The following is a 25,841-nucleotide window of genomic DNA, read 5'->3' as shown; positions in this document are numbered from 1 at the left end:
CGCACGACAACAACGCAAGGAGGCTCGACAAGTCCATGAGTAACGTTGCACAGAACCCGCTTCGCCTGCATCCGGCGCCTGAATCGGCCACCGTCGAACTGCTCTATCGAATCTTCGGTGATGTCCTGATCCCGCTAGAAAAAGTCCGCGAGCAGTACTTTCGCAATCTCAACGAGCAGTCGTTCGTGACGGAGATCAACAGCGGCCGCATCCAGCTTCCCATAACCACGCTGGACACCAGCCGCAAGGCGCTGAAGTACGCGCACATCCGCCATGTTGCCTCGCTGATCGACATCCGCGCCTACAAGGCTGATGAAGATATGCAGCGACAGCAGGACGGCCAACGCCAAACGGCCCACACACCACTGACGGCTGTCACCACCAGTCAACGATAATCCTAGGAGCACACCACATGATGACCCCAATACAAATCAGTGCACTGATCATCCTGATAGCTCTGGCCGCCCTGCTGCTCTGGGGCGGTTACATCATAGGCCGCAGCGATGGCCTGGAGACCGGCCTTCGCGAGGGTGAAGACATGCAACGCGCCGCAAGCGCCAAAACCATCCGCGAGCTTCGGGCCTCCCTGCAGTTCATCCGGGCCGATCACACTCGCTTGGCACAAACCTGCAAACGACTTGAAGCAGCCCCCCTCTTCGGCCCGGCCGAGCACCAGACGCTGGTCGGCATCGGCGAGTTGCTGCGGATCGCCGCCGAAACCTTCAGCGCCTTTCGTACCGGCAAGAAGCTCGAGCGTGATGCCCGATCTATGCGTGAACAGGCACTTACGATGGCTGCGCAGCTGCAACCAGGAATCGAGGGCCGCAAAGTCGCACAGCAAGCGCATTCGAAGTGCGCTGTATTTCCTAGCAAGGAGGCAGCATGAACATTCAATTTCTTAGCCATGAGCAGGTCTGCGAGTTGACTGGAGCCAAAACTAAAGCCGGTCAGATTACTGTACTGAAGCGTAATGGCATTCGTCACACCATCAAGCGCAATGGCTGGCCCTGCGTGATTGCCTCGGCGCTAACAGGGGTAACTACAAACGCGCCAGAAATTCCGACGTGGCAGCCACGCTTGGTGGGATAAATGGGACGAAGACCAACAAAGCCGGGAAGCATTCCTCGCCTGCGCGAGAGAAAACGCGGCAACACCACCTACTACCTTTATGACACTGGCGGGAAACCACGCAAGGAAATCCCGCTGGGTACAGATTACGGCCTAGCCATCTTGGAGTACGCAAAGCTCGAAAAAAGCCGCGTTTCTCAAGCTCTGACACAAACCGTACTTACCTTTGCGTACGTGGCCGAGCTTTATATGAATGAGGTGGTTCCCACGAAAGCCCATGCCACCCAGAAGGACAACGCGCGCGAACTGAAAAATCTTCTCCTGTTCTTCAACGACCCACCGGCCCCTCTAGAAGCAATCGAACCGAAACATGTCAGCCAGTACCTTCGTCATCGCGGTAAGGCAGCTCCTATTCGTGCAAATCGGGAAAAAGCGTTACTTAGCTCCATTTGGAACTTCGCTCGCGAGAACGGCTACACATCCTTGGCAAATCCTTGCTCAGGCGTGAAGGGCAATAAAGAAACCGGTCGCGACATATATGTTGAAGACGACGTCCTAGCCCGAGCCTACCAGCATGCCGATGAGCCATTAAGAGATGCTTTGGACCTGTTCTATCTAACAGGTCAGAGGGTCGCTGACACATTGAAGATGGATGAGCGGGACATAAAGGACGGAAAGCTCTCCGTCCAGCAAGGCAAAACTGGGGCTAAACGAAGGATCGAAATCATTGGTGAGCTCAAAGTCGTAATCGATCGAATCATGGCGCGAAAGGCCGGACAGAAAATCAGATCAACACGCCTGGTAGTAATCGACTCTGGGCAGCCGATGACGACCAGCATGCTCAGAAAAAGGTTCGATGACGCCAGGGAAGCAGCCGGGATTCCAAAAGCAGAATTTCAGATGCGCGACCTACGAGCAAAAGCGGCCACGGATAAAGAGGAGTCAACAGGGAGCATCAGAGAAGCTCGGGACCAACTTGGGCACACCACCGTAGGGATGACAGAACAGTACATCCGTATGCGAAAGGGCATGAAGGTCACCCCTACGAGGTGACTACCGGTCACGAATTGCGGAAAAGATTTTTTGATTGCGGAAAAAAGAATTAAGGGCTTGCATGAGGTATGTCATGCAAGCCCTTGATATTCATGGTGCCCGAAGCCGGAATCGAACCGGCACGCCCTTACGAGCGGGGGATTTTAAGTCCCGCGCCACAATCAAGCGGGCTGCGGCTTTGATGCGATTTTTTGGGCCGCAATTAGAGTCGAAAGACTGAGATTCGCCCCAATGTTTTCGCATACCGAAAAATGATTGCGGCCCAAAAAAAGGGCCTTAATTTCACGTAAAAATTGAAACCCTATCGGGCACTAAGAAGCTGGCATTATGCCGACTTTGCATAATCCAGCGCTTTGTCCTTCTCCGGCGTTCTGCTGACATTGAATCCCCCTGCTACTCTGGTTGCGTCCAAGGAGGAAACCAATGCCAAACTCTGATCTGCTCCCTTCCCTGCTCGTCAAGATCAACGAAAATCAACTCGCGCTCGAAGCCGCCATCATGGAACTCACCCTTTGGGTCGAGCAGCGCGGATCCGCCGATGTCGCCGAAAATGTCCGAAGCTCTCTGGCCGCGCTCGATCGGAATGAAGAATTCATCAGAATGACCTTGGCTGTTTTGATGACGCCCGACTGACAGTTCGTCGCCTCAATCTCGCCCGCTGGCACAGCCTCGATTACTGTATATGCAAACAGTATTCAGTAAGGCGTGCCCGTGGACCCCCTCTATATAGAAGACACCGACGATTGGCTCGGCAACCCGACCCCGCTCGAAACGTGCCGACACCAGCTCAGGATGTACGAGAACGAGTTCGAAGCGCTGACCCTCAAGCTCGATCGAGCGTTGGCGAATATCGAAGGCCTGGTCAGAGACAATGACGCGCTCAGGCAGGATAGGGATTCTCTCAAGGCCAAGCTTCAGTACGCCGAGGGGGATTTGCTGAGCGAAAGGCGAAGATTCGCCGACGTCGAGCACAGCAGAAACCATCTGTTCAATGAAAACCAGCGCCTGCTCAGGAAGCTTCGCGAGAGCGAGGAGGAAGAGTGAGCCAGATTCGGGCTACGGCACATCCTTAAAGAAGACGTGGTGCCCGAGCTTGAGTGTCTGCTTGGCCTTCGCCGCCCAGGCCGGAGCCTTGATGCTGGTGGCATAATAGTGCGTGGCGCCGCCGGTTGGGTCCGGCACCTTGCCGTCGATCACCTGGTCAGCAGCGATTCGACATTGCGCCAGCTCGCGGAACGGGATCTGCTTCACGCCGATCAGGAACTGATAGTTCGGGTCGGTCTTGTTCCAGCAGCTGAACTGCCACGGCTTTTGGCAAACGCCGGCGTAGCCCTCGCCCCACCACGACTTCTCCTTGCCGTCGAACACGCGGTTGCGGATCGTCCAGGCCACGGCGATCTGGCCGGCCGTGCCTTCGCCTCGCGCCTCGCCCCAAATCGTGCGGGCGAGGATGTCGCGGTCTTTCTCGGTTACTGGCATAACTTTTCTCCGGGCAAAAAAATACCCGCTCGATGGCGGGTACTCAAACGTTAATTCAGTCGTTAAAAGACTCTTCTCAAAACTGATATTTTTCGGAACCCCCACACAATAACAAGCGAAATTGCCATTGTAAGGAAAACCAATCCCGGGATCGTTATCCATCCGGAAACATCAGGATTGTTGAGATCGAAATATCGTATTAGGACGTCCATCACGAGCGGGTGAAATGCATATATCCCAAGTGAACAAGCAGAGATCGCAGAAACGATCGGCCTAATGAAAGCAGGAACCGATCGAATCATCAAAGCAATATTAAAAACAGCGCAAGCCGCGAGGACTATGAGTGGTGACTGGTAAACATAGAAGGTTTGCAAAGGGTGACCGGCTCGTACGGAAACGAGATATGTCAGATAGCACGTGCCTGCGGACCCAACAAAAGCTAGGAAGAGGTTTAGTGCCAGCCATCCCATGCCGCCTTTGTTTTGGTTTATGTCAAAGAGATAGGCTCCGAGGAAGACAAAACCGAAATACCCAGTAAAGCTGAACAGCGAATATAGCTTTATGGGATCGACTCCGGGGACTACAAACTGCCCTAACGTACCCCAAACACAGTTACACAGGAACCAAGCACCGAGAAACATCAACCGCTCATTATTAGTTGAATTTCTAAATATCTTCCCCAAGAAAGGCAGTAATACGTAAATGCCGAGAAGAGAGTAAAAATACCAAAGATGCCCATACGAAGGCGCAGTCAGTAGCAACTTAATGCTGCCGAAAATCCCTGGATATTCTTTCCAATATACCGCAGCATAAATGACTGACCAGAATATCAATGGTTGAAGAACCCTACCAACCCGACTCTTATAAAATGGAAATACCCCCTCATCTCTCGATACGAGCAATGCTCCTGTAATCATGAAGAATATGGGTACAGAAGCCCTAGCCAGAGAATCAAAGAAATTGGCCGAAAACCATTTTTCACTGAACACAAAAAAATCATTTGCGGATATATGTACAACTACAACCAGTATGCAAGCTACCACTCGAGCTATATCTAAGCCTACGGAAAATTGTCTGCTTCTTGTGTCCATGCTCAATCCCTGATTTCAAATTCAGTGGATGGTACTCGCCCAATATTTTGCTGTCATTTCTATTTTCAAGTGAGGGGCGGCGGTACATATGGGCTAATAACCCACTCAAGCTGCCGCCCATCCCCGTATCACTTCGACCTGCTCGTCAATGGCGGGCGTATCAAAACGGTAATCTATTGGACTTGTTCAAGCGCCCTGATTCGGCTTTCGAGCTGATGGTTTTTCGATGAAAGCTCTTGAACCGCGCCAACCAAGTAAGAAACGAGACCGAGCGAATCAAGGGAGAGAATTGACGTAATGTTATCCTTCGTTTCGCCCTCGATGATCTCACCCGTTACCAATGAAGAATCCGAAAGCATCACGTCCTGAGCGATGAACCCTCGTTTTACGCTCGACTGAGAAACCGGCCCACGCTGTGAGAATCTGTAAGTAACAGGCCTCAAGGACTCGACTAGCGAAAGGTCGCCTGAGGTGTCTTGAACGTAATTGATTTCCTCCTTGATGCGCTCATCCGAGGCGGTGTATTGGATCGTGCCGGTGTTCGATCCGTCCACCCAAACCTACATCCCGGACCCAGCCCAGAAAAGATTCCAGTGGTTCGATCCAGATTGCCCGGTACCGCTACTCGACCGATAACCTGGCGGAAAGAAAACAGAACTGGAAATTAAATAACCTGCAGAACTCGAAAGCGTCGTGGAATTGTTAAGGCGCAATGTGCGGACGACTTTCCCAGTACAGCGGAATCCACGACTTCGTGGCAGCGCTCAGCATGCCGAACGCGCTAATCAACTCGACCGGCGAGCAGCCCTTTGAGCGGTACAACGCCGCGCCGACCACTCAATTGGCCCTCTTCCACCAGGAAGGCGAGTTTCTGCACGCGGACATGGTTCGCTGGGGATGGCGCCCGCATTGGGCGAAAGACCGCGCCGCGCCAATTAACGCCCGCGTGGAGAAAGTCGCCCACGGACCGTTCTTCCGCGCGATTTGGCCGCATCAGGCAGTCATCGCGATCAACAACTGGTTCGAATGGGTAGACGAAGGCGGGCCGAAAAAGCAGCCCTACCTGATCCGGCACCGCGACCAATCCCCAATCCTTTGCGCCGCAATCGGCCAATACCCGAACGAGGAGCACGAACCTGGCGAGCACGACGGATTTGTGATCATCACTGCCGATAGCGCCGGCGGGATGGTCGACATTCACGACAGGCGGCCGGTGGTTCTCTCGCCAGAGCTCGCGCGGGAATGGTTGGACCCGGCCACGCCTAAAGAACGCGCTGAACAGATGGTGTTGCATGAGGGCGAACCATCCGAGGCTTTCGAGTGGTTCAAGGTTGACCGCGCCGTGGGTAACGTACGCAATCGGGGGCCGGAACTGATCGAGTCGGCCGAATGATTCATCGTTGCGACAAGGTTTTCAGGTGCTCCACTAGCGCGGCTTCGAAAATGATGTGAAGCCTTTCAGCATCGCCGGAGCGCAACGCGCCGGCAGTTTCAAGCCCAAGGACGAAGCCCTCCGCCCGCGCTCCCGCCTTCACCGCTGTGATCATCGAGTCCGTCCGGACGATTTGCGCCAGGAGACGATCGACCTCTCGCTGCATTTTGTCGCCCATCACTACGCCTTCCACAGCGATTCACCCTTTATATTCACTGCGACATCCAATACATCACTGCCAGGACGACCGTAACCCAAACGAGGGTCATCAAGAACGAAAGCCCTGCAAGTCGCTTGTCCACGTACATAACGCCATCATCAAAAAGGAATGATGGTTCAGGAGTTGAGCCTCCGCAAGCGTGGCGGAGGGCCAGCAATATTGCAAGTTTCGCACATAGTCCTGGCACGCCTGCAACGCGATCAGCCCACGGTCGCCGGTGTCGGTGATGGCGATAATTCGTTGAGCATGCGCCGGGTCAAGTTGGGCTCGTACGGCTGCATGATCCAAGCCGCCGGCGCCGGCGGTGGCTGGCATCCCACAGCCTTTGGCAGCGTCGGTTGCGTCGAGGAGGACTGACAACCGCAGATCAGAAGTGGCAAGGCGATCGCGCAAGCGATCTTGGTCACGTTGGGCATCGGTCATTTTCTCGAAGTTTTTTTTTCACTGCTCGCCAGCCGCTGCTCGAGCGCCATGCGCTTGTCCTGCTCGACCTGCTGCGCAGCTGCCGCGGCATTCGTCAACTGGTTCAGGGTCTCGGTATGCAGCTGGGACTGCTCGGCCAATTGCTTGCCGTAGCGCCAATCTTGAAACTGCCAGGCGCTCCCGAAGCCGATACCGATCATTGCGATGACGCCTAAAAGCTTCATGTAACTGAACACACGCTAATCCTCTGCTATATAAGAGTTCCGGAATCGATAACCTACGGAGTTGGAAATGCCTACCAAAAGGGAAATTACAATCGCAGGGATCGGCGCGGCGCTCGGTGCCGATGCCAAACATGCGCCTGCTGAATTCACCATCGGCAATACCAATATCAGGATCGATAATCGGGGGATCAGCATCATCCTGAACGAGGAAGGCCTCGACCAATTCGCACTGAGAATTTACCGGCCGCATATCGACGCTTCAGCCTGGGGGTATGTGCTTGTGGCTGAACCTGGTGTGAAACCCAGTGATAAAGGTGAGGCAGGTTGGAGCGACTACCATGTTGTTGGTTACATGCCAAAAACGGCATGATCAGCCGAGAACATTCAAAGCTTTCTCGTACAAAGCTTGGCGCTCATCTGCGCCGTTTGGAGTGCGCCCGCGCCGACCAGTGTTGATGATGCTGCCGATGTTCGAGTTGTCGCCGGCATCGGCCAGAGTGTTCAGCCCATGCGTGGCCCACCACCATGCCGCCGACATCGCAGCATGCTGCGGTAGCTCCAGCAGTTCCGGCTGATTGATCAGGTCCAGGCCCAGCGCCTCGCCACATGCGGCATAGTTCGCCCGGCCGGTGATCTGGATCAGGCCACGGCCGCGGTATTTGAGGCCGTCGCCCTGCTTGGTGTTGTCGAGGTCTGCCCGCCCCTCGTACCGTGCCTGGGCCGGTGTCGGCCCCCAAATCTCCCGGACGTACCGCAACTGGCCGGACTCATGCCCGATCTGGGCAATGAACGCAGCCACCCGTTTGGCACCGACGACCTGGTAGCGCTGCATCGCCGTGTTGAGGACAGGAACAAAAACGCCGGCTCTTGCGCCGGCGTTCGGGAGGATCTGCAGCAGTTGCTGTTGGGTGATAGGCATCTGTTTTCTCCAGGCAAAAAAATACCCGCTCTATGGCGGGTTGCGGTTGGTTGATGCGGCTGGGCGCCACGGTCTATTGGCTGGCTCGGGGAATCCCTCTGCCCCTTCCTTCCAGTTCCTGACTCGGGTTCGATAGGCTAGCCACTGCTCACGCGTGCCCGGGAGCGCTTCGGCCCCCTCCTCCAGCGCCATCAACTGGTCGTTGATCTCCAAAATCTCGGTAGCTCGCCATTCCTCCTCGATGCGTGATGCCTCGCGCAGCGCATCCGCCGCGGCACTCGCATTTATGAGCCACTGCGGAATCTCCTCAGCGAAAGTTTCCCCGTCCTGCAACTCCATGTCGGGGTTAATCGCTCTCCAGCCGGTAGCTGTAATTGCATAAGGCATATTCGTCACCTGTCGAAGTAGTAGCCGAGCGTGTAGATGTAGGCGAGGTTCGAAGAAGACGTCCAATAGGTGATGGTCCTATCGTCAGCGATACGGCAGGTTCCGTTCTGCACCGTCCCCGCCGAAACGAACACCTGCCACCCTACCGATGCCGCCGTGCCAGCGTCGGATGGCGTGAACTGCGCGATACCGCCCGAGCTTGTCTGGAAAGAACCTGCCAACGTGTGCGCTGTCGTCGGGCAGCTTGCCGCTGTGCTGACGCTGCCGATCCCTGTTACCCCATTGAGAATTCGGAATGGTGCTACGGATGGGTTGCCGAAGGTATAACTCATCGACGAATCGAGCGGATGGTGGTGAAATTTGTAGATGTTGCTCGCCGCCCCTACCAGCAGCGAGCCGATGTAACGGCGTGAGTTGTCCCCTGTTTTCTGGTGTGCTTGGTTGTAGTAGCGCAACGGCACGGTCGCGGCCTGCTCAATGTCACCAGCAGCGGTCAGGTAAACGTGAATGAAGCTGTTAGCCGCCCCCGATGGCGTGAAAGTGCCGCCTGCGTAACTGACAACCTTGTTGACCGAAGGGATGTACGCACTGCCCGCGCCGACGCTGATCGACGTAGCTGACACCCAGCCGAGCGTTAGTCCGTCGATGTAGCCCCGGCCAACGCCGAGCGCTGCAGCTGCTCCGGCCGAAGCTGCGGCGCTGAGTGCTGAGTTTGCCGCAGCGTCCTTGTAACCAAGGGCAGCCTGTTCCGATTGTCCGGCGTTGGTTGCGGACGTACCGGCAGCATTCTTATAGTTAAGCGATGCCGCTTCGGACTGCGCCGCCGCGTTTGCCGAAAGACCCGCCGCATTTTTATAATCCAACGATGCAGTTTCGGATTGACCAGCAGCGGCTGCCGACTGAGCTGCCGTGTTTTTGGAAGAAAGCGCGGCCGCAGCCGACTCAGCCGCCGACTGCACGCTCTCCTCCAATCCATCGAGCGCATCGCCCACCTCAAGCGATGCCTGACGGAGCGCGTCGGCGGTGGCTTTCAAATAGCCCTGCATCGGTGCGAGGGCGTAGGTTCCGCCCGCGACCGTAGACCCTTTGTACGGCGGCGAGATCGATAGAGCGGTATCGCTCGCGATGTTGGTGACCTCGTACAGCCCGCTATCTGGGCCGATCCAAGCATCACCAACACGTGAGTTCGCGATGAAAGCCGTGCCGACACCCATCACCGCATTGGAATTTTGGGCAACAGAGACCGTTCCTGATTTGTACCAGGTCATGGATATTTTCCTTTGAGGGCTTAAGCAGCGATTTTTGCGAAGACGGCGGGCAGGAAGAACGCAGACGGGTTCGAAGCCGCAATGGTGATTGCGTAGAGCGTGCTATTGGTAAAGTCCCACCAGCAATAGAGTTCTCGGGGAATACCGCTGCCGGAAGTCATCGGCATGCCGAAGTTGTTCAGCAGCATGTATTCGTTTTGCGGAAAGTTGAACGGTACCGAGTAGTAGATTCGTGTCAGCCCTTGTGGGGTGGTGTCATATTTGACGTAGTTCCAGTTCTGGAAAGCCCGGCTGAATGTCGCGTTGGGTGTGCCCGAATCAAAAAGCAACTTCCCCGCACCATCCCAGAGACGCATGCCGTATTGCGCCACCGGCTGCGCAGCGAAAGCTGCAACGAAGTAGCGCCCGTTCGGTTGAGCGGTATTTGCGTCATACGCCCGAACATAAAAGCCGGTCCAGTTCCCCGCCGAACCGATAAGCCGCATCCTGCACAGGCCAGCAACGCCGCCAACAGTGTCGGGTCGCACGAACACCAAGGGTGGCTCCTGCGAAGTCACGGGGCGAACGAAATAAGTCGTCGACCCAAGACCTCCATCTTCCGTGGGAGCAAACCTGCCGGTGGAGATCACCATTAGCCTGGCGAACTCAGAATCGATGACCACTGTGTTGGTGTTGTTGGTGTATTGCAGTCCAAAAGCCATCAACCCCACCTCATTACGATCAACCGCATAGTGCCAGACGACGTGAAGCTGGCGGCATAGGTGCGCGTGTGGTTGTAAACCCGCACCAAGCCGTCGAGGACTTCAGTTTCAAATTGCATTTGCGAATCTGGGTATGCGCCGATGGGAACCACGATTGCCGTCCCGTTGCCCGGCGATATGCCAGGAACCGAGAAATCTTGATTCCCTTTGCTGGCCCCAAGAGCGAACGTGACCAGCGTGGAGAACAGCACCCGAATGGTGAATGAATTCTCATCGACCTGAAGTACGCCATCAGCGCCCCAGATCCTCATTCCATAAGCCATAGTTCACCCCAGATAGCCAAGACGGACACGCAGTACATTGTTTGCGTCGTAGACCGAGACGTTCAGCGAGTTGATCACCAGCCGCCCCTGACCGGGCACGATGCCGTTGATTTCAAGCGTTCCGTCTTTGTTGAGGATCCAGCCTTGTACGCCGGCAATGTAGTTGGTCGAGCTGATGTAACTGCCGATCTTGGCGTTGGTGATCGTACCGTCGGCGATGAACGCCGAATTCATGAACACCTGGCCACCCTGCACCGCAAACGGTACAGAGATCGCACCGCCCGCAATCGTGTTGACGATCGCGAACCGATCAGCAGCAACCAGGAACTGGCTTTGGAAAACACCATTCACGTTCTCGATGCCAAGGCCGATGCCCGCAGCCACGTACTGACCATTCGCAGTAACCGACATCTTTACCGACCACATCGTTTTCAGGTTGCCGTCGAGATCTGCAAAAGCTTCGGAGGTTTCCTGAATGGCGGATGTGTTGTCTCCGACCGTGGCGGTCAGTTGCGTGATTTTGGTGGCAGTGGCTTCTTCGTTTGTGGCGACCGTCTGTTCCAGCTCAGTCAGGTTGGCCGAGTTCTCGCCCACTTCCGCATCAAGCGTTGTGACCCGCTGCGTCAGCGCGCTGTTCTGCGTTGCCCGAACCTTGACCTCTTCGGCAAAGCTGGTCGTGGCATTCCAGCCGCGCAACGCGTCTTGAGCGTCACCCTCTCCATCGTCGTCTCGGTAGGATGCCCGTAGCGCCTGAAATGCTGTCGCTTGCGCGGTCACCACGCCATCGAGTTCGGTTATTTCGGCAGTGTTGGTGGCGACCTGCTGAGCGAGTCCGTTCGCAGTCTCAACAGTCTGCCCAACATCGAGCCAGTAGAGCGGGTTCGGCGGAGGAGTTTCGACCGGTACCGGGCCGGTGGCTTGGTAGATCCGCTTGCCCTGCACCACCAGGTCGTACTCTTCGTAGGTGGCGTCTGGGTTGTAGCCTTTCAGCCCGTCGAGCGCATCGATCTGCGCCTGCAGGCCTGGGATCTTGTCGATCTCGTCGAGGATGTCTTGCCCCAGCTCGGTTCGGCCGATCTCGCCCGCGATCATCTCGAGAATGGCTGCTGCGTCCGAACTGGATTGCCCCTGCACGCCAAGCCCAATCGGATACCACGGGCCGATGTTGCCGATCTTGTCGACGATGCGCCCCCAGAAATAGAAGGTCACACCAGCGCGCAGGCCGAGCATGGAGAAATCGCTCTGCGGATAGGCCAGGTCTGTCAGCTTGGTCGCAGCATCCAGCTCAGTCGTCGGCCCGTACCAGATCTCCGTGCGCTGGCTGTCCTCGGCGCCAGCAGGGAATCCCCACTTGAGGTAAATGCCGAACAGCAGCGGCGTGGCAGTCAGGAACGCCAGCGCCGGCGGCAGCCCCTGCTTACCGCTGAGGTTGGTCAGGATAGAGTTGCGCCACGGCGACGTGAAATCGAACGCGCTCACCGCGCGCACCCGTGCCACATATGCGCCAGCGTAGATCCCGACGACGTCCACGTTGGTCATGCCGGTGCGCTGCAGCTTGATCCAGTTGCCGCTGTCCTTGCGCCATTCCACGTCGTAGCCGACCGCGCCATCGACAGCTGGCCAACTGATCGTCATGGTGGCCACGGCCAGCCCCTGCACCACCGATGAAGTCGACGACAGCGAAACGCTGGACGGCGCCGGGACGACGGTGATCGGGATCACGCTGATCGGGCGTTCTTCCAGGCGTGCACCGGTGTCGATGAAAGCGAACTTGCTCGGCTCGAACTGGAGCGCGCTGATTTCGTAATCGCCCTCGGTGGTGCGCTTGGTGCGCAGCACGCGATACAGCGGGATCGCCAGATCATCGGCATCGAGCGCCCATTGCAACTGTGCAACCGGCGGTTCGCTGTAGGCGACTGTGACGGTCACGGCACGTCCGCTGACGCTCTGCACTGTGCGGCCTTCGGCGCGGCCGCCCGGGAGGTTGATAATCAGCCGGTCGCCGGCCTTGGCTTGGGTGTCGCGATCGAGCGTGATCACCCGCCCCGCCACCGCCGAGATCCGTCCGCCCACTTCACGGCCCGCCAGCAGCGAATCCGCCACTGGGATGATGTGACCGGGCAGCGGGATTACACCCTCCATGCCAGTCTTGAACGAAACCGTGCGGTCTTGGTTGTTGCTGAGGATCGCCCACTTGCCACGGCGCTGGGCCTCGGAGGCACGAGTGCAGCCAATGGCGCTCAGCTCGGTCGGACGATCGCCATAGCGGCGTTGAAGATCAAGGTCAGCGAAGGGAATGACGTCGGTGTCGTAGTTGTTCGCCGGGTTGTCGTAGCTGACCAGCGCCCGGGTGTAACGGGTCTTCGCAGATGCACTGCCATAGGAGAACTTGCCGTCGATCACGTTCGACCGAGTGAACACATAGTCGAAGTCCTGCGCGCGCGGCATGTCCGCCTGCATCACCAGCTGGCCCTGCGCCCAGTACGTCATGCCCCGGTAGATCGCCGAGATATCGCGCAGCAGCGACCAGGCATCCGCCTTGCCCTGCAGGTTCATGTCGCAGAGGAAGCGTGGTTCCTGCCCGCCCAGCCCGTTCGGCACCAGCTGATCGCAATACTGGGCAATACGGTACAACTCCCACTTGTCGACCATGAACGGTTTGATGCGCTTGCCCAGGCCGAAGCGATCTTCGGTGCAGATGCCGTAGGTGATCCACGCCGGGTTATTGGTCCAGGCCGATTTCATCGAGCCGTCCCATGTCCCGGTGTAGGTGCGAAGGATAGGGTCGTAGTTGCTCGGCACCATCCAGCGGCGGGCCTTGCACTTCACGGTTACAGCCGGAATGTTGGTGAACTGCTCGGCGTCGAACTCGATGTAGAGCAGCGCGGTATTCGGGTAGCGCAGCTTGGCGTCGATGACTTCGGTATATCCGGCCACCAGCATGGTGTCGGCGATCTTGTTGGTGTTCTGGTTCGGCGTCAGGCGGCGCACACGGATCTGCCAGCCGGTGGTTGCATCAGGCAGATCGATCCGGCGCGAGCGCTCGTAGCGCGTGGTGGTCTTGCCATCGACGGCGTCCACCAGCACCTGCTGATAGGCGCCGCCGTCGGTGGCCACGTCAATTGCGTACTCAATTCGGTACCCGCCGACGTTGCCCTGGTCATCGGAGCGTTGCAGCGCCGGCCAGGCCAACCGCATGCGCACGGCGGAAAGCTGGGTATTGGTGATCGAGCGCACCCACGGCGAATCGCTGCGCAGTTCAATGTTCAGCGACGTCTCGTTCTCCACGGACGGAATGCCGGGAATGTACGTCTGATCCACCGACCCCGGGCGCCAGTCCCACTTCACGTTCGGGAAGTTGTAGTTGCCGCTGGCATCGCGGATCGGTGTGTTATCCAGGTAGATATCGTAATCGGTCGGGACGCTGTCGAATTCACCCTCGCCCACGGCAATCAGCAGCTTGGCCAGGTTGGTCGAGCGCAGGCTGTCGCTGGCTTCGGTCGGCGACTTCGGCTTGCTGCTGCCGCCCTTCTCGCCGTGGATGTCGATCTTTGCTGGTGCGCCCATGCTTTCCTCCAGGCATAAAAAAACCGCCTCGCGGGCGGTCGGTGTTCTGCTGTCCTGATTACACTTTGTCTTCAGCTAGGATCGAGGCCGAGATAATCATCCCGCCCCACCGGCGTTCGCCGATGCAGATCGGTACCGGGTTTCCGCTGGCCGTGGTGTTCTTGGCGCTGCCGAAGGCGTAAGAAGGGGAGTTTTCGGGGGATGCGCTGTGCTTTAGGCCTGAGGCTTGCGGGCTGAGCATTTGAATCACGCCGCCTGCAACCAAGCCAATACCAGCACCAATCAGAGGTGCGCCGAATGGAGTGGTGGAAAGGAACGTACCTGCAACGATCAAGACCGCCCCAATAATGGTCTGGATGAGTCCGGCTTTTTTGCTTCCTTGGATGATCGGCACAATCCGAATATCAGTTGCTCCACCTAATCCAAATTCCGCCTCGCCGACGTTTTTTCGATTGCGAAACACGGCGAAGCGCATGCCCAACCGATCGAGGCGCTGAATTTCTTCCTTAAATCCTACGAGCGTTGCCTTCAGCGCTCTGAATGCCTCCCATGCTTGGCCGGAGTCCAACACTCGACGGTGAAGCCTGCCAAACTTTGCCGCCAAGGATCCTGACAGTCTGATCGTAGTCATTGGCTGATAGTGAGCAACGGTGGCATGCATGCTTTTCTCCAGACATAAAAAAACCGCCCGAAGGCGGCAGATTGAAAATTTACTCACTGATAATCGACGTACGGGCCAATAAAAAAACCGCTCATATCCCCGCTGATTCGGTAGAGGCTTTCTTTGCCGCTTTTCACATTGGCAGAGATCGTGCGAATGGCCGCCCCGCCACAAAGCCCAGAGCCAGCGAGACCCGCTCCGATACTTGGATTGCCCGGCGGCAGGTAAAAGGAGGCGCGCTGTCCGGTGCCGACTTTCGCGACTTTCCGCCCATCTACGTAAACCACTATGTCGCAGCCAGATCCAACCATCCCAGAGTCACGGATTACGGTGATCTTTCCGCTTTCGCCGGCCGGCTTGGTCTGAAACGCGTACAGCTCATCACGCGGTACCGGTTCAGTTTGGCTAATTGGTATCGCGGAAGATGCACACCCCACCAACAACGTTGCCATCGACATACTCATTACTAGCTTCATGCATTCACTCCAACCTAGTAATATTTAACAAATGTGCCAAAAACTAAACACGCTCTGTGGATCTGCATTGCAAAAAAAACGAACAGATCGTCAATCTAAGCGATCAACCATGTCGATCAAACGTTTTGTCTCAGCCAAATACAGCTCTAACTTTGATCGAGTGATAGTTATACCCAGATTATAATCACAAACATGTCTAAAGCGTTTATGGCGCGCCAAGCTCTCGGCAAAACTTTTAGACTTAATTCCCCGTTTCGCAAAAGTAGACGCCAAAGCTTCGTGACTTCCCGCAGACTCAACCCTGATCAACATTTCTCCTTTACTTTCAAGATAGCACTTCGCCCTGTGATACAAAGCGTAATACGCTCTGCTCCCAGCATTGCGCAATCCGATCTCCGTATCAGCACTCCCATCCCCGCCAATTAAATCTAATGCCGAACTGAAAAAATCTCCATGATTAACTGACATATCAGGCGTGTACCTCCCATGGTACTACTCCCGTAGTGACATGTTCAGAGATGAGCTCATCAAAAGAGCTGGCAATAGCATCCGAGATAGCAAAATTGAGATCTACAAGCCGCTCTAACTCAGCGGCCACCGAAAGTTCCACAGAGACTCCATAGTTTCCAGCAGAGATAGAAAACTTCCTAAGTCTGAAGCCCGCATCCACTACCAATTTTGAAGACAACAGCACTCGCTGCGAAACTTCCAAATCGTCTAATCCGCATCTTGCTAAATAGTCCGCAGTAAATCCCAAAAATGGATAGTCGGTTTCCACTATAGCTGCGGCTTTAGCATCGACTCTAATCAATTCTTCGAAGCTTTCCCACGCAGCAATATAGAAACCCGAAGCAACGAGAATATGGATGACCTTAGCAAGGTGGCTTGCACCGCCTTTGCCGGCACCAGAAGTTAGCAGGTCAACAATCATCGACTGGTCGCCGAACAACGTCGCGTAGTTTGCTCTGATAAGGTACCAATTTGGAGTTTTACCAAATCTGGAAGCGCTCAGATTGAATAACGATTTAATCTTATCCCTGTCGAGCCTCATTCCCCACATTACCGCTTGGTGAAGCAATGAAGTTTCACCTGATCCTGGTACATTCTCGAGCTTCTGGAGATCCTTGAGAATTCCGTTCCATTCGAAAAGATTGAGTTCATTTCGCTCCGAAACCTTACGCCCTATAGCGTTGATTCGGTCAAGAATCTCAATGGCATTTGTTCGGGGTGCACCAGCCATGGCAGCCTCAACCCATTAAAAAGTCACTATATCACGGTATCGTACCGCGAGAATGCCACGGGTTCCTCCCGACTAGTTATAGTCAGGTAGCTTGTTTGTGTCTAAGGAACAGGCGAGTGCGGTCGAGCCACGGTCCGCCGAAGACAATCACCTCTGATGGCCTGCCATACAGGTGGTGCAGCAGGAACGGCCCGGGGCCGAATGTCGCGGCATCCTCGCCGGGCAGCGCTGTATCAGTGCCGAGGAATATCCCGGCATGGTTCGGGTAAACGGTGCGCCCAACTTCCATCACGATCATGTCACCGCGCTGCGGCTGATCGACTCGGTAGAAGCCGGCGGCCTTGTAGTTCGCTTCGTACAGGCTGGTGTTGTCCTTGCTCTCCCACCAGCCATCGGCGCGCTTGAAGACCTCGAACTCCAGACCCCACTCGCGTTTGTACCAGTCGGCGCAGACCTGCCAGCAGTCCCAGGCACCGTGCACAAAAGGCCGTTTCAGTAGCGGCACCTCGCCGGACGGTATGACCGTTCGAAGATCGCCCTCGGGCCAGCTCAGGATGTGCCAAGGCAATGCGGTCGCTTCGCACATGGCGAGGTCACGCGGTGACGGTCTGCTGGTAGCGTCTGGATGCGAATGAACCACGCCGATCACTTCGCCAACGTCTTCGGCCGCCGCGTACTCCTTCGGGTGGATTCGAAACTCTTCGTTGGGCTCGGTAGAGACGTTGGTGCAGGGAAAGTATTGTTGCTTGCGCCCGATCGCCAGCAACAGCCCGCAGCACTCTTTCGGGTACTCGGCCGCCGCATGCTCCTGGATCGCATTCAAGATGTGCTTTCGCATGTCAGCTCCGTGCGATCAGGGATACAGCCGGGAAGCCACCAAATGGCAGCGGGTTTCCTTCGCCGAAGCGCGGGATGCAACCCTTGCCCAGCGTGGCGTCGCATTCGTCCAGTTCGGGGTTGTCGGTGATCACGCCATCCTTCGTGACGTATGGACCGGTGTAACCGCAGTTCGGCCCGCGATAGCCGCCAGTGAGGCACCAGTGGCAAAGCGTCGTGGCCTGCCGCCCAATCGACTCGTTGCCGGCGTCGCCCGGGCTGGCCAGCTCCCAACTGACGTTTTCCCCGTCCTCGTTCGTCTTCTGGTCGATGTACCAGACCTCGATCGTCTCTTGTGTTGGATCTGCCGTAGGATTGCCGGCCGGGAAGTTCGCCGCGTCGAGGTAAGTGCCCAGCGTGTGGCGCATCGTCAGCTTGAACTCCAGAAGATCCTCGAAGGCCAAACAGAGCGCCGTGATTCGCCCGTTGACGTTACCCACTGACAGAGTGGGCCGAACCGCAGTGCCGTCGCCGTTCGCCTCAATGCCGTCGATCTGCATGGGCCAGGCGCTGTACTCGTTGCCCTGCCAGTAGATAGCCTTCGCCGGCAGCTGGTCTGCATTGTCGCCGGCGGCGATCAACTCGGCCGCCGTGTGCGGGATCGCGTGCCCGTGGAAGCGCAGAACGTCCGCGCCATAGTCCGTGCCGTCCAATTCAAAGAGCAGCACTTCGCTGCCAGGTTCAAGCACCTGGATGTCACTGATCAGCGGCATGATTGCCCCTTATGGTTGGAATGCCCGCTCGAAAGTGGCGGTGAGTTTGAAGACCCCGCCGCCCATGGGTGTGGGAGCGGGATTTTTGCAAGTGAACAGCCCGAGTTCGCCGAGCGGGGTCGTCCAGAGAAATGCCTTTGATCCGGCGTGCCGGTCGAGGAACGCCATGATCTCCAGCACCTTGGACTTCTGACCGGCGTAGGTGATGGGATAGGAGTCCTCTTTGTTGTTCGGGCCGTCGCCAACGTTCTGCGCATAGCCATTGCCGAACTTCGAGGTGCGCACCCGATAATTGATATCGGGCGTTTCCCCCCGCTCGGTTGGCCAGGTGAATTTCTCTATGGCCATCAGGCCCTCCCATTTGCATTTCGAAAGCTGGTACCGCCCGCGCGCCAAGAGTCGGCGACGGCTCTTTCGGCCACCGCCTGCATCTGCGACTGTAGGTTTCTCGACAGGGCTTGCTGATCGATCTGCATGCCTTCGGAGCTGCGATCCTCGGTCACTACCGTGACCGGTGCATTGATGCTGATCGCAGTGCCCGAGCCTCCGCCGGCAGCGATAACACCCAGCTTGCCGCTGGAAGTCCGGGTCAGCGGCATGATCGCCTCCGGCCCCGCCTCACCCATGACGCCCGCCCGGCCGCCGGCCATGCCGAACGCGGTCGGCGCGCTGACGATGCTGTTGGTGAAGGCGCCGCCGTTGGCGAACATTTGCACGCCCGAAGACCAGGCACCACCGAGCGCCTGCGGGAAGTAGGTGCTGGAGTAACCTGCCGAGGACGCGCCGAGATTCGAAGACGTCGCACCCGCTGATCCAGCCGCCAGCCCATTACCGCCACCACCTCCAGTGAAGTAACTGGTAGCGGCACCCACCAGACTGCTCAGCAATGCCGAACTGGCCTGACGGGTCGCGATCCGCGCCATGTCCGCGAGAATCGACTTGGTGAAGTCAGCAAACGACAGCTTCCCGGTCATGGCGAAGTTGACGACCGCGTCTTCCATCGAGCTGAAGGCGTTGCCGAACAGGGTCTTTGTCTGTCCGGCGATATTGCTCGCCGAGTCCAGGTAATTGGCCCAAGCCGACGTTGCGCCCTTGGTCCAGTCCCCTTGAGCTTTCTCGACATCGGCGTAGTTCTGCCGGATCTGATCGGTTGCGGCCTTGTTCGCATCGGCGAGAGCCTGCGACTTACGGGCGAACTCCTCCTCCGACATATTCCGCGACGGGTCGGACTTCTGATTTGCCAGTTCCAGCGACTGCTGTGCTAACCGATCCTGCTGGCTGTTCAGCTCATTGTTGAGCGCGTTCTGGCGATCGCCCTGCCCGACGCCGAGAACAGCGCGCTGCCCTGCCAGTTCCAGCGCTCGCTGCTGTTGAGCCAGGGCCTGAACGTAGGTAGTGATCGAACGCTCTTGTCGGGCGAGGCGGCCGGTCTCGGTTGTGGCCAGAACCTCGAGCTGGCTGTCCGCATCCTTCTGCGCCTTGACCATACCCGCGCGTGCGTCGGCGATCTTTTGGTCGAGCTGGATGCTTTGCGCCGCGGTCGTGGTCTTTTTCGCCTTCGCGACTTCCAGCGCGGCAATCTCCGCCTCGTAAGCCGCAGTCACTTCATCGCGCTCGTTGCCGATCAGCGCTTCGCGCTTCAGGGCATAGTCAGCCTGAGAAACAAGCCCGGCCTTTTGCGCTGCCTCCAGTTCCTTCTGAGCGTTTTTATAGTCAGCGCTGATGGCGGCCAAAGCGTTTTTGGCATCATTGAAGCCTGTCAGGTCGACCTGAGGAGCTGCCGATTTCGGATCTTTATTTTTATCTTCAAGCCCTTTCTTCAGTGTGTCGTAGGCGCCGCCAGAGAACTTGCTCCCGTCATAATTGACACCATCAAGCAGCGGCGACTTCTGCCCTGTTTTTTCCGCATTCTCGTAAAGGGTTTTGAACTGCTGGTTGAGCTTGTCCAGCGCTGCCTTGCGCTTATTTAGCGGATTTATGTCATCGAGCTGCGCATCAAGCGCTTTCTGAACCTCGATGGCTTTCTGATTGGCGTCAGTATTTTCACCAGTGGCGATTGCCAAATTGGTGCTGGCGGTCTGCCTGGCTTTGAGGCTCGCGAGCTTTTGTTCCAAAGCTTCTGTTGAGTCGTCATTTGCGCCAGTGCCCAGGCCCAGCGCCGTGTTCAGAGAGCTGAGACCGTTGGAGATTGCACCCGCTACTCCGCCACCCTTGCGGGTATCCAGAATGCGCTGAGTGATCTCGATCTGCTTGGCCAAGTCCGGGAATATTTCCGAACGGACCTCAGCGTACGCGCCTTTAATGGCTGATTTGATTTTGTCCCAGTCACGCTCAACATCTGACAGGGAACCGCGATAGGCTTCCAATCGCTTAAGCGCGGCCTGATTCACATCTTCGCTGAGAACGTCAAGCGCGCGCTGGCTCTCGCCTTGGTCATCGAGCCCTTTGATGACCTGGTACTGTTCGAGGGTCAGCAACCCATACTGACTGCTGATCTTGCCCGCTGCTTCTGTTGCCGTGTCGCCAGCGGTGGCGAAAGACTTTGCGAGTTCGGCAGCGCCCTGGCCGGTTACTTCACTCACGGCCGCTGCGGCTTCAGCCAGATTACGCATCTGCGTGCCACTGGTAGCTGCCCCGGATGCAAGCGAAACAACCGCCTCACGCGCGCCGGACAGGTTGCCGGTGACGCGCCCAGCGCCGTCGGCCATGTCCTTCAGGCTGGCGATGGTCTGCCCCGCAGCATTCGTACCGCCGTTGATAGCAGCATTGAACTCGCGCGCCTGCTTCATTGCATCGAAGTACGCGTACCCCAGACTGCCGATTACAGCAACCAAAAGGCCAGCCGGGATCAGCATCCCTGCGAGGCTTTTCGCCGATTCACCGGCGCCAGCGCCTAGCTGAGCGATCGCGCGCGCACCACTGCCCAGATCACCCGCCTGAATGGCATTGGCGAGTTGCATGACGTTTTCTTGAGCTTGGCGCGTGCCGAGCTTTAGCTTGTCGAATGCGCCCGCGGCTTCAGTCAGGCCCGCTCGGTCCTTGCCGATCTTGGCCAGGGCTTCGTTATAGCGCTCGGCATCGATCTGCCCAGCTTTGTGCAGGTCGTTTAGCGCCTTCTCCTGAGCCTCCAGCTTCGCCAACTTGGCGGTCACTGGATCAATACCGTTGACTGTACGCTTCAGTGCATCAATCTGGCGATTCTCAGCCTCAATCAGCTTTTGCTTCTGGGCCAGCTCTTTGGCTTCCGCCTTTTCAATCTTGTCGTAGGCCTTCCCCAGTTGATCCTGGTACTTCGCCTGCTCCTCGATGGTGACCAAGCCGCCCTTGCGGGCTCGCTCCAGCAATCCCTCGGCCTGAACCAGCGATTCCATGCTCGAAATATTGCCCGTCATCGCCTTGTCGAGCTGACTGATGACGGAGATTTCCGCTACTGCGCTGTCAGTTGCTTTGCGACTTGCCCCGGCTTGACGGTACCTTGCCGCCGTAGATTTATCGATGCCTTGCGCAATGTCCGCTTCTGCCTGGGAAATCTTTTTACCGGTGTTGGACAGGCCTTCGCCTGTTTTGCCCAGGTCATCAATGGCCTTCTGAGCGCCTTCAGCAGAATCGACCAGCTTATCCAGATCATCAGCAGCCTTTGCGGCCTGCGACGACTCAACCGCAATACCCAGGGAAGCGAAATTGGTGCTCATTTGTTTTCTCTCTGTTCCGCCATCACCTGCAGGGCTTCAGCCTCCATCCGCCGGAAGTCGCTGAAAATAGTTTGTCGCTGGCTGATCGGTACGCCACACATCCGAATCACACCGGAGAGAACGCTGTAGTCCATGCCTGTTGCGCCACACGCGCCTGTGCGCCACTGGGTGCTCATGGCCTCGAAGACTTTGAAGGCCTCCCAGTTGTCCGGCCAGATGCCGACTTCCTTGTCGGGAATATCCTGGCGCGATAAGCCGAAGGCCATCAGGTCTGCATCTGATGGCCCAGGCTCATACAGGGCGCGGGAGGCGCTTAGGAGTTTCCCAGGCGGGCCTCGCTGAAGGCTTCGGCGTAGGCGTTCAGTACTGCCTTCGGCGCCGAGTTGATCGAATTGACGAGGATGCGCACGTTTTCAGGCGTGAATTCCTCTTCGATATCCCAGCCGACCACCACATCCAGCAACTGATCTGCTTGCAGGGCGATCTGGGCGGCGGTGAAAGCTTTGAGGTCCATGTCGCCGACCAGCTTGCTCAGCTCGTCGTGCCGTTCGTTCCAGCCGGTGTACAGCTCGGCAAGCGCCGTGCGGTCCAGGTACTTGAACTCAAACTCAACCTTTTCGGCGCTGTATCCAGCCCGCTGGATCATCACCGGTGCCTTGAAGGTTGGTTTTTGGATCAACTTGAACTTAGCCATGGGTTACACCGCAGCCGCGTAACGGGCTGGGCGGCCGGTGAGCGCCAGGCTGATAACACGGGTCATCAGGTTGTTACGAGACATGGTTGGGGTCGAAGTGATCGACACATAGCCGTTGTAGATGATGCTGCTGCCGCCCGGCAGGTTCAGGCGAAGCAAGCGAGCCTGCTTATCATCGTCCGCAGCCTCACAGACGGCCACATACGGCTTGGATGGATCATCGGCTACGGTGAACGTCAGCGTGATCGGGTTCTTTGTGGTCGGCATCTGGCGATCATCATCGTCAGCCAGGAAGCCGAAGGTCAGGAACTGCTGATCACCACCACTGGAGTTCATCTCAGTAATCTGCGAGATCTCGGTGAATGCTGTCACCTCGCGAACGGAACCAATCCCCGAGCCAGCGGGATACTGTTGAATGCTGGTCGTATTGATGTTCTCCAGCGCGAAGGTGCCGCTGGCGATCGTCCCAACTCGAACGCCGCGACCATCGAGGCGGGTCCAGCCAGAATTTACGGCAATGATGTCGCCCTCGGCCAGACCGTGCGCCGCAGCGGTCGCGACGGCTGGATTGGCGTTGGTCAGAGCGGTGAATGGGATCGCCGTGCCGTAGATGGACGCGATCTCAAGAGTGGCGCCGTTGGGCATTTGCATGGGTGTTTCCTCTTTTCAGAAATGACAAAACCCGCACAGAGGCGGGTTTCGGGGCTTGCCCAGCGGGCGGAATCAAGTGGCGATATCAGCTCGGTATTCGAACGATACCGGCACGGTGTATGTGGGCGGATCAGGAATGCCAGGGCCGGGATCGACTGGCGACATCGTAACGACGGTGAGACCTGCCTTTGTGTCTCGCGCATAAACCGGGAACAGCGCGCTCAACTCAGCCACAAGTGGGTTCGTCTTGGCTTTGCCGGTATTGGCCGGAGCCACAATGCTGACCTGGTAGACGCCGATGAAAGCGCGATGGTCGCCGGCGAGCGTGCTGCTGGCTGTATCGCCTGGTAGCGCGAATGCACGAAGGTAGGTCTCCCCATCGGCTGGTTCGTACTGGACGTTTTCGAACACAACCTTGATCGGCTCCGTCCGGGCCTTGCTCCAGGCAATCAGCTTGGCCTCGTAAATGGACGCGATAATGGCGTGGCTCATACCAGGTTGTTCCTTGTGGCTTCGTCGACGATCTGCTGGAAGCGGGCCAGGGTGATTCGGACCATGCCGCCGGGTGCCTGGGTCGAATGCCCATACTCCAGCGGGATGCCGTACGGGAGATTATTCACGATGTAGGCTGTCTCGCCAGCCGTAAGAGCCTGGACCTGTAGTCGTAGCTTGGCCAGCGTCACACCGCCAGCAGGATCGGCCTGAATAAGCGTGCCCTCTGAGGGTGTGCCGATGGAAAACTGCCAGTTCCCACGAAACCGCCCGCCGACGTAATCCTTGCCCGCCACCAGGCCATTCACATTGAAATTCTGGTCACGCTCGGTCTTTGTCAGGGGCTTGGCATACTTGACGCCCCGCCGCAGCTTGCCGGCCTTCGTGAAGTTCGATTCGTTGAGGTTGATGATCGTGTTGCGCACTGCGACCTTGAAGTCGTAGTCATCGGCCGCGCGAGTGTTCGCCTGGCGGTGTGCAACGTTGGCAGCCCATATTTCCGGGTTACCCACCGGCGACATGCGAATAACACTGCTGCCGATCTCGATGACGATCTCTCGGATGGTCGCGTCAATACCACCCTTTGCGCGCTCGGCGAAGTCGCGGATGTTCTCGGCAAAGCTGCCATTCATGCTCGCGTACTTGTTCGTCATGACCGCACCTGCAACTCATACAGGATCGGCGTCCCGGCGGGATTCACCTCTTTCAACGGCGGCACAATTGACCAGGTGCGCCCCTGAATGATCACTTTGTTCAGCAGATCCGGAACCCATTCCAGCCCCTGCGCGGCGATCTTGAGCTTCTTGTCGCCCTGCCGGATGAGGCTGTTGTTCTGGAATTCGATACCGGTGAAGTCGAGCAGGACGCCCTGGGCGATTTGCTCGACGGTTGCGCCAGGCGCTTCGCCGCCGATATCCGGGTCGTACTCGCCCGGTTCCGTCTTGCTGATGGTCACGGGCTGGCCGAACTCTGTGATCATCTCCAGAGCCATCACGGCCATTTCGTCGTAGAAGGCCATGGTGGCTCCGTTTCAGCTATGCGCGCACTGCGAACAGACCGCGCTTCTGTAGATAGTCAGCAAACTGCGTGGCGCTCGGCCGGTCCGGCGCCGCCGGCAACAGTCGGCCACTGGTGTTTGGGATGGTCGCGTATTCGCGGGTTACCGCGCCCTCGACACGCTCAAGCGTCACCGCGCCTTTGCGCTTCTCGATCGGGTCGACGTCGTCAGTGTGGATCTCGGCAGCCAGCGCCATTTGCCCGTACTGGATCCGCGCCGGCAGGTAGTTGTCAGGCTTGATCTCGTAGTCCAGCTCAACGCCTTGGCGCGGCCAGGACAAGGCCTGCTCGCTGTTGGACTTTCGCCCTTTCCACGTCATGCCATCCATTGCCAGCGCGGCCCTGCGCAGCAGCGCTTCCTGTGCTGGCACCTCCGCCGGGATGGTAACGCCGAACTTCACGGCGTACATGGCCAGGTCTTCGGCGGATGCGTAGCTTTCGGCGTCAGGCTTGCCGGTACCGTCCTCAATGATGAGAGTCATGAATCAGCTCGCTGTGATGTTTTGGATCGGATGCCACGTTACCGGGCACCCGGACTGTTACGCCTGCTGCAGATCAGCTACCGCCTTTTCCAGCGATTCTACCGAAGCATTCGCTCGATACGGCACATTGGCCGCGTCGAGTTGGGCTTTGAGGCTTGCGATCTTCTCAGCATTGTCGACCGGCTCTGCTACCGCCTTGAGACGTTCGACTTCAGCGCGGAGCGATCCAACCTCGCCCGCCAAGTTATCACGCTCACCCGTCAGCGCTTCAAAGCCTTCATGAATGGATTTCAGCGCACCGAACAAGCGAATCGGCAGTTCGCCGGCGCCAGGGTGTTCCAGTACAGTCAGACCTTCAGCGGCGTCGATCAGCAACACGATGCCGTCACGCTCCGCATTCAACTTGTCGATCAACTCCTGTAACGCAGTACCGTCAAAACCTGCGCCTTCTGCGATCAACAGCATCGGTGCCGAATCAACCTGCCGCACCGTCACTTCCGGCACATCGTAAGCCTCATTATCGCGGCTATCGGTAGCGTTCGCGTCGACAATCCGCAGATCGTTTTCCTTGGCCAGCGCCTTCACATCTTCCTGGTACTGATGGAATGGACCGGGCAAGTACCAGATGTTTTTGTTGCTCATGATCATTACCT

General features: G+C 57.4%; 34 protein-coding genes and 1 pseudogene. 8 read left to right on the top strand and 27 right to left on the bottom strand.

Annotated features, from left to right (window positions below; all coding sequences use genetic code 11):
* The first annotated feature begins 35 nt into the window (after positions 1–35).
* The 6 genes from KVG87_RS09650 to KVG87_RS09625 all read left to right on the top strand — a co-directional run bounded on the left by KVG87_RS09650 (position 36) and on the right by KVG87_RS09625 (position 3,165).
* Positions 36–395 carry a pyocin activator PrtN family protein gene (locus KVG87_RS09650; protein WP_217850484.1) on the top strand — a complete coding sequence of 120 codons (360 nt, stop codon included), beginning with the start codon at positions 36–38 and terminating at the stop codon, positions 393–395.
* A 17-nt stretch (positions 396–412) separates the two neighbouring features.
* Complete coding sequence (locus KVG87_RS09645) at positions 413–886, top strand: hypothetical protein (RefSeq protein WP_217850453.1); 474 nt, start codon at positions 413–415, stop codon at positions 884–886.
* Entirely contained in the window at positions 883–1,089 is a 207-nt protein-coding gene (locus tag KVG87_RS09640) for a DUF4224 domain-containing protein (RefSeq protein ID WP_186528352.1), read from the top strand. Before KVG87_RS09645 ends, KVG87_RS09640 begins: the two co-directional genes overlap by 4 nt.
* Complete coding sequence (locus tag KVG87_RS09635) at positions 1,090–2,121, top strand: site-specific integrase (protein ID WP_217850451.1); 1,032 nt, start codon at positions 1,090–1,092, stop codon at positions 2,119–2,121. It begins immediately after the preceding gene.
* 423 nt (positions 2,122–2,544) lie between these two features.
* Complete coding sequence (locus KVG87_RS09630) at positions 2,545–2,754, top strand: hypothetical protein (protein WP_217850448.1); 210 nt, start codon at positions 2,545–2,547, stop codon at positions 2,752–2,754.
* A gap of 78 nt (positions 2,755–2,832) precedes the next feature.
* The gene (locus KVG87_RS09625) at positions 2,833–3,165 is read left to right on the top strand and encodes a hypothetical protein (protein ID WP_217850446.1); all 333 of its coding nucleotides are present in this window, start codon (positions 2,833–2,835) and stop codon (positions 3,163–3,165) included.
* Between the two features lie 12 nt (positions 3,166–3,177).
* Here the strand turns inward: KVG87_RS09625 and KVG87_RS09620 are convergent, their stop codons facing one another.
* From KVG87_RS09620 to KVG87_RS09610, 3 genes are all read right to left on the bottom strand, one after another.
* Positions 3,178–3,600, bottom strand: coding sequence for a cell wall hydrolase (locus KVG87_RS09620; protein ID WP_217850444.1), 423 nt, complete (start codon positions 3,598–3,600; stop codon positions 3,178–3,180).
* A 62-nt stretch (positions 3,601–3,662) separates the two neighbouring features.
* On the bottom strand, positions 3,663–4,691 hold the full coding sequence (locus KVG87_RS09615) for an acyltransferase (protein ID WP_217850442.1): 1,029 nt from the start codon (positions 4,689–4,691) through the stop codon (positions 3,663–3,665).
* Positions 4,692–4,864: 173 nt separating this feature from the next.
* Complete coding sequence (locus KVG87_RS09610) at positions 4,865–5,245, bottom strand: tail fiber domain-containing protein (protein ID WP_217850439.1); 381 nt, start codon at positions 5,243–5,245, stop codon at positions 4,865–4,867.
* Between the two features lie 158 nt (positions 5,246–5,403).
* Here KVG87_RS09610 and KVG87_RS09605 point away from each other — a divergent pair, with 158 nt between their 5' ends.
* Positions 5,404–6,084, top strand: a complete 681-nt coding sequence (locus KVG87_RS09605; RefSeq protein WP_217850437.1) for an SOS response-associated peptidase family protein — start codon at positions 5,404–5,406, stop codon at positions 6,082–6,084.
* Position 6,085: 1 nt separating this feature from the next.
* On the opposite strand, the gene KVG87_RS09600 is transcribed toward KVG87_RS09605, so the two are convergent.
* Together KVG87_RS09600 and KVG87_RS09595 are read right to left on the bottom strand one after the other, a co-directional pair.
* Complete coding sequence (locus KVG87_RS09600) at positions 6,086–6,301, bottom strand: hypothetical protein (protein WP_225930817.1); 216 nt, start codon at positions 6,299–6,301, stop codon at positions 6,086–6,088.
* A 204-nt stretch (positions 6,302–6,505) separates the two neighbouring features.
* A pseudogene (locus tag KVG87_RS09595) lies at positions 6,506–6,990 on the bottom strand (lysis system spanin subunit); the annotation flags it as partial.
* A gap of 67 nt (positions 6,991–7,057) precedes the next feature.
* On the opposite strand from KVG87_RS09595, the gene KVG87_RS09590 reads away from it, so the two are divergent.
* Positions 7,058–7,360, top strand: a complete 303-nt coding sequence (locus KVG87_RS09590; RefSeq protein ID WP_095179796.1) for a hypothetical protein — start codon at positions 7,058–7,060, stop codon at positions 7,358–7,360.
* Here the strand turns inward: KVG87_RS09590 and KVG87_RS09585 are convergent, their stop codons facing one another.
* From KVG87_RS09585 to KVG87_RS09480, 22 genes are all read right to left on the bottom strand, one after another.
* Positions 7,361–7,909 carry a glycoside hydrolase family 19 protein gene (locus KVG87_RS09585; RefSeq protein WP_217850432.1) on the bottom strand — a complete coding sequence of 183 codons (549 nt, stop codon included), beginning with the start codon at positions 7,907–7,909 and terminating at the stop codon, positions 7,361–7,363.
* Between the two features lie 30 nt (positions 7,910–7,939).
* Positions 7,940–8,296: a hypothetical protein gene (locus KVG87_RS09580; RefSeq protein WP_217850430.1), complete on the bottom strand. Its 357-nt coding sequence runs from the start codon at positions 8,294–8,296 to the stop codon at positions 7,940–7,942.
* 5 nt (positions 8,297–8,301) lie between these two features.
* The gene (locus KVG87_RS25880; protein ID WP_225930816.1) at positions 8,302–9,564 is read right to left on the bottom strand and encodes a hypothetical protein; all 1,263 of its coding nucleotides are present in this window, start codon (positions 9,562–9,564) and stop codon (positions 8,302–8,304) included.
* 20 nt (positions 9,565–9,584) lie between these two features.
* Entirely contained in the window at positions 9,585–10,265 is a 681-nt protein-coding gene (locus KVG87_RS09570; RefSeq protein WP_217850428.1) for a hypothetical protein, read from the bottom strand.
* The gene (locus tag KVG87_RS09565) at positions 10,265–10,576 is read right to left on the bottom strand and encodes a hypothetical protein (protein ID WP_217850482.1); all 312 of its coding nucleotides are present in this window, start codon (positions 10,574–10,576) and stop codon (positions 10,265–10,267) included. The genes KVG87_RS09570 and KVG87_RS09565 overlap by 1 nt, the downstream gene beginning before the upstream one ends.
* 15 nt (positions 10,577–10,591) lie before the next feature.
* On the bottom strand, positions 10,592–14,155 hold the full coding sequence (locus tag KVG87_RS09560) for a TipJ family phage tail tip protein (RefSeq protein WP_217850426.1): 3,564 nt from the start codon (positions 14,153–14,155) through the stop codon (positions 10,592–10,594).
* 58 nt (positions 14,156–14,213) lie between these two features.
* Complete coding sequence (locus KVG87_RS09555; RefSeq protein ID WP_217850424.1) at positions 14,214–14,816, bottom strand: tail assembly protein; 603 nt, start codon at positions 14,814–14,816, stop codon at positions 14,214–14,216.
* 53 nt (positions 14,817–14,869) lie between these two features.
* A complete protein-coding gene (locus KVG87_RS09550; protein WP_437180893.1) occupies positions 14,870–15,268 on the bottom strand; it encodes a hypothetical protein in 399 nt (132 codons plus the stop codon).
* Between the two features lie 114 nt (positions 15,269–15,382).
* Entirely contained in the window at positions 15,383–15,760 is a 378-nt protein-coding gene (locus KVG87_RS09545; protein WP_217850421.1) for a hypothetical protein, read from the bottom strand.
* Between the two features lies 1 nt (position 15,761).
* Complete coding sequence (locus tag KVG87_RS09540) at positions 15,762–16,532, bottom strand: hypothetical protein (RefSeq protein ID WP_217850420.1); 771 nt, start codon at positions 16,530–16,532, stop codon at positions 15,762–15,764.
* A gap of 82 nt (positions 16,533–16,614) precedes the next feature.
* A complete protein-coding gene (locus KVG87_RS09535; RefSeq protein WP_217850419.1) occupies positions 16,615–17,370 on the bottom strand; it encodes a C40 family peptidase in 756 nt (251 codons plus the stop codon).
* A 1-nt stretch (position 17,371) separates the two neighbouring features.
* Positions 17,372–18,121, bottom strand: a complete 750-nt coding sequence (locus KVG87_RS09530; RefSeq protein WP_217850418.1) for a phage minor tail protein L — start codon at positions 18,119–18,121, stop codon at positions 17,372–17,374.
* A 9-nt stretch (positions 18,122–18,130) separates the two neighbouring features.
* Positions 18,131–18,469 (bottom strand): phage tail protein, encoded by a 339-nt coding sequence (locus KVG87_RS09525; RefSeq protein WP_217850417.1) that lies wholly within the window; start codon positions 18,467–18,469, stop codon positions 18,131–18,133.
* On the bottom strand, positions 18,469–21,813 hold the full coding sequence (locus KVG87_RS09520; protein ID WP_217850416.1) for a phage tail tape measure protein: 3,345 nt from the start codon (positions 21,811–21,813) through the stop codon (positions 18,469–18,471). The genes KVG87_RS09525 and KVG87_RS09520 overlap by 1 nt, the downstream gene beginning before the upstream one ends.
* A complete protein-coding gene (locus KVG87_RS09515; RefSeq protein WP_068936707.1) occupies positions 21,810–22,079 on the bottom strand; it encodes a DUF1799 domain-containing protein in 270 nt (89 codons plus the stop codon). Before KVG87_RS09515 ends, KVG87_RS09520 begins: the two co-directional genes overlap by 4 nt.
* Positions 22,080–22,126: 47 nt before the next feature.
* Complete coding sequence (locus KVG87_RS09510; protein WP_076567287.1) at positions 22,127–22,507, bottom strand: phage tail assembly chaperone; 381 nt, start codon at positions 22,505–22,507, stop codon at positions 22,127–22,129.
* Between the two features lie 3 nt (positions 22,508–22,510).
* Positions 22,511–23,158, bottom strand: coding sequence for a phage tail protein (locus KVG87_RS09505; protein ID WP_076567285.1), 648 nt, complete (start codon positions 23,156–23,158; stop codon positions 22,511–22,513).
* Between the two features lie 72 nt (positions 23,159–23,230).
* Positions 23,231–23,650 carry a phage tail terminator-like protein gene (locus KVG87_RS09500; RefSeq protein WP_217850414.1) on the bottom strand — a complete coding sequence of 140 codons (420 nt, stop codon included), beginning with the start codon at positions 23,648–23,650 and terminating at the stop codon, positions 23,231–23,233.
* Positions 23,647–24,303 (bottom strand): hypothetical protein, encoded by a 657-nt coding sequence (locus KVG87_RS09495; protein WP_217850412.1) that lies wholly within the window; start codon positions 24,301–24,303, stop codon positions 23,647–23,649. Before KVG87_RS09495 ends, KVG87_RS09500 begins: the two co-directional genes overlap by 4 nt.
* Positions 24,300–24,668 (bottom strand): hypothetical protein, encoded by a 369-nt coding sequence (locus tag KVG87_RS09490; RefSeq protein ID WP_217850410.1) that lies wholly within the window; start codon positions 24,666–24,668, stop codon positions 24,300–24,302. The genes KVG87_RS09495 and KVG87_RS09490 overlap by 4 nt, the downstream gene beginning before the upstream one ends.
* A 16-nt stretch (positions 24,669–24,684) precedes the next feature.
* A complete protein-coding gene (locus KVG87_RS09485; RefSeq protein WP_217850408.1) occupies positions 24,685–25,188 on the bottom strand; it encodes a DnaT-like ssDNA-binding protein in 504 nt (167 codons plus the stop codon).
* Between the two features lie 57 nt (positions 25,189–25,245).
* Positions 25,246–25,830, bottom strand: coding sequence for a hypothetical protein (locus tag KVG87_RS09480; protein ID WP_217850406.1), 585 nt, complete (start codon positions 25,828–25,830; stop codon positions 25,246–25,248).
* Between the last annotated feature and the right edge of the window lie 11 nt (positions 25,831–25,841).

Origin of the sequence: Pseudomonas siliginis, from assembly GCF_019145195.1 — a bacterium.
Taxonomy (GTDB): domain Bacteria; phylum Pseudomonadota; class Gammaproteobacteria; order Pseudomonadales; family Pseudomonadaceae; genus Aquipseudomonas; species Aquipseudomonas siliginis.
Note: the sequence above shows the minus strand (reverse complement) of the source record. Positions and strands in the feature narration are given on the sequence as shown.

Coding starts and splice junctions, on each gene's coding strand:
- KVG87_RS09650 (WP_217850484.1), top strand. CDS start 36: ATGAGTAACGTTGCACAGAACCCGCTTCGCCTGCATCCGGCGCCTGAA.
- KVG87_RS09645 (WP_217850453.1), top strand. CDS start 413: ATGATGACCCCAATACAAATCAGTGCACTGATCATCCTGATAGCTCTG.
- KVG87_RS09640 (WP_186528352.1), top strand. CDS start 883: ATGAACATTCAATTTCTTAGCCATGAGCAGGTCTGCGAGTTGACTGGA.
- KVG87_RS09635 (WP_217850451.1), top strand. CDS start 1,090: ATGGGACGAAGACCAACAAAGCCGGGAAGCATTCCTCGCCTGCGCGAG.
- KVG87_RS09630 (WP_217850448.1), top strand. CDS start 2,545: ATGCCAAACTCTGATCTGCTCCCTTCCCTGCTCGTCAAGATCAACGAA.
- KVG87_RS09620 (WP_217850444.1), bottom strand. CDS start 3,600: ATGCCAGTAACCGAGAAAGACCGCGACATCCTCGCCCGCACGATTTGG.
- KVG87_RS09615 (WP_217850442.1), bottom strand. CDS start 4,691: ATGGACACAAGAAGCAGACAATTTTCCGTAGGCTTAGATATAGCTCGA.
- KVG87_RS09605 (WP_217850437.1), top strand. CDS start 5,404: ATGTGCGGACGACTTTCCCAGTACAGCGGAATCCACGACTTCGTGGCA.
- KVG87_RS09600 (WP_225930817.1), bottom strand. CDS start 6,301: ATGGGCGACAAAATGCAGCGAGAGGTCGATCGTCTCCTGGCGCAAATC.
- KVG87_RS09590 (WP_095179796.1), top strand. CDS start 7,058: ATGCCTACCAAAAGGGAAATTACAATCGCAGGGATCGGCGCGGCGCTC.
- KVG87_RS09585 (WP_217850432.1), bottom strand. CDS start 7,909: ATGCCTATCACCCAACAGCAACTGCTGCAGATCCTCCCGAACGCCGGC.
- KVG87_RS09580 (WP_217850430.1), bottom strand. CDS start 8,296: ATGCCTTATGCAATTACAGCTACCGGCTGGAGAGCGATTAACCCCGAC.
- KVG87_RS25880 (WP_225930816.1), bottom strand. CDS start 9,564: ATGACCTGGTACAAATCAGGAACGGTCTCTGTTGCCCAAAATTCCAAT.
- KVG87_RS09570 (WP_217850428.1), bottom strand. CDS start 10,265: ATGGCTTTTGGACTGCAATACACCAACAACACCAACACAGTGGTCATC.
- KVG87_RS09565 (WP_217850482.1), bottom strand. CDS start 10,576: ATGAGGATCTGGGGCGCTGATGGCGTACTTCAGGTCGATGAGAATTCA.
- KVG87_RS09560 (WP_217850426.1), bottom strand. CDS start 14,155: ATGGGCGCACCAGCAAAGATCGACATCCACGGCGAGAAGGGCGGCAGC.
- KVG87_RS09555 (WP_217850424.1), bottom strand. CDS start 14,816: ATGCATGCCACCGTTGCTCACTATCAGCCAATGACTACGATCAGACTG.
- KVG87_RS09550 (WP_437180893.1), bottom strand. CDS start 15,268: ATGGCAACGTTGTTGGTGGGGTGTGCATCTTCCGCGATACCAATTAGC.
- KVG87_RS09545 (WP_217850421.1), bottom strand. CDS start 15,760: ATGTCAGTTAATCATGGAGATTTTTTCAGTTCGGCATTAGATTTAATT.
- KVG87_RS09540 (WP_217850420.1), bottom strand. CDS start 16,532: ATGGCTGGTGCACCCCGAACAAATGCCATTGAGATTCTTGACCGAATC.
- KVG87_RS09535 (WP_217850419.1), bottom strand. CDS start 17,370: ATGCGAAAGCACATCTTGAATGCGATCCAGGAGCATGCGGCGGCCGAG.
- KVG87_RS09530 (WP_217850418.1), bottom strand. CDS start 18,121: ATGCCGCTGATCAGTGACATCCAGGTGCTTGAACCTGGCAGCGAAGTG.
- KVG87_RS09525 (WP_217850417.1), bottom strand. CDS start 18,469: ATGGCCATAGAGAAATTCACCTGGCCAACCGAGCGGGGGGAAACGCCC.
- KVG87_RS09520 (WP_217850416.1), bottom strand. CDS start 21,813: ATGAGCACCAATTTCGCTTCCCTGGGTATTGCGGTTGAGTCGTCGCAG.
- KVG87_RS09515 (WP_068936707.1), bottom strand. CDS start 22,079: ATGGCCTTCGGCTTATCGCGCCAGGATATTCCCGACAAGGAAGTCGGC.
- KVG87_RS09510 (WP_076567287.1), bottom strand. CDS start 22,507: ATGGCTAAGTTCAAGTTGATCCAAAAACCAACCTTCAAGGCACCGGTG.
- KVG87_RS09505 (WP_076567285.1), bottom strand. CDS start 23,158: ATGCAAATGCCCAACGGCGCCACTCTTGAGATCGCGTCCATCTACGGC.
- KVG87_RS09500 (WP_217850414.1), bottom strand. CDS start 23,650: ATGAGCCACGCCATTATCGCGTCCATTTACGAGGCCAAGCTGATTGCC.
- KVG87_RS09495 (WP_217850412.1), bottom strand. CDS start 24,303: ATGACGAACAAGTACGCGAGCATGAATGGCAGCTTTGCCGAGAACATC.
- KVG87_RS09490 (WP_217850410.1), bottom strand. CDS start 24,668: ATGGCCTTCTACGACGAAATGGCCGTGATGGCTCTGGAGATGATCACA.
- KVG87_RS09485 (WP_217850408.1), bottom strand. CDS start 25,188: ATGACTCTCATCATTGAGGACGGTACCGGCAAGCCTGACGCCGAAAGC.
- KVG87_RS09480 (WP_217850406.1), bottom strand. CDS start 25,830: ATGAGCAACAAAAACATCTGGTACTTGCCCGGTCCATTCCATCAGTAC.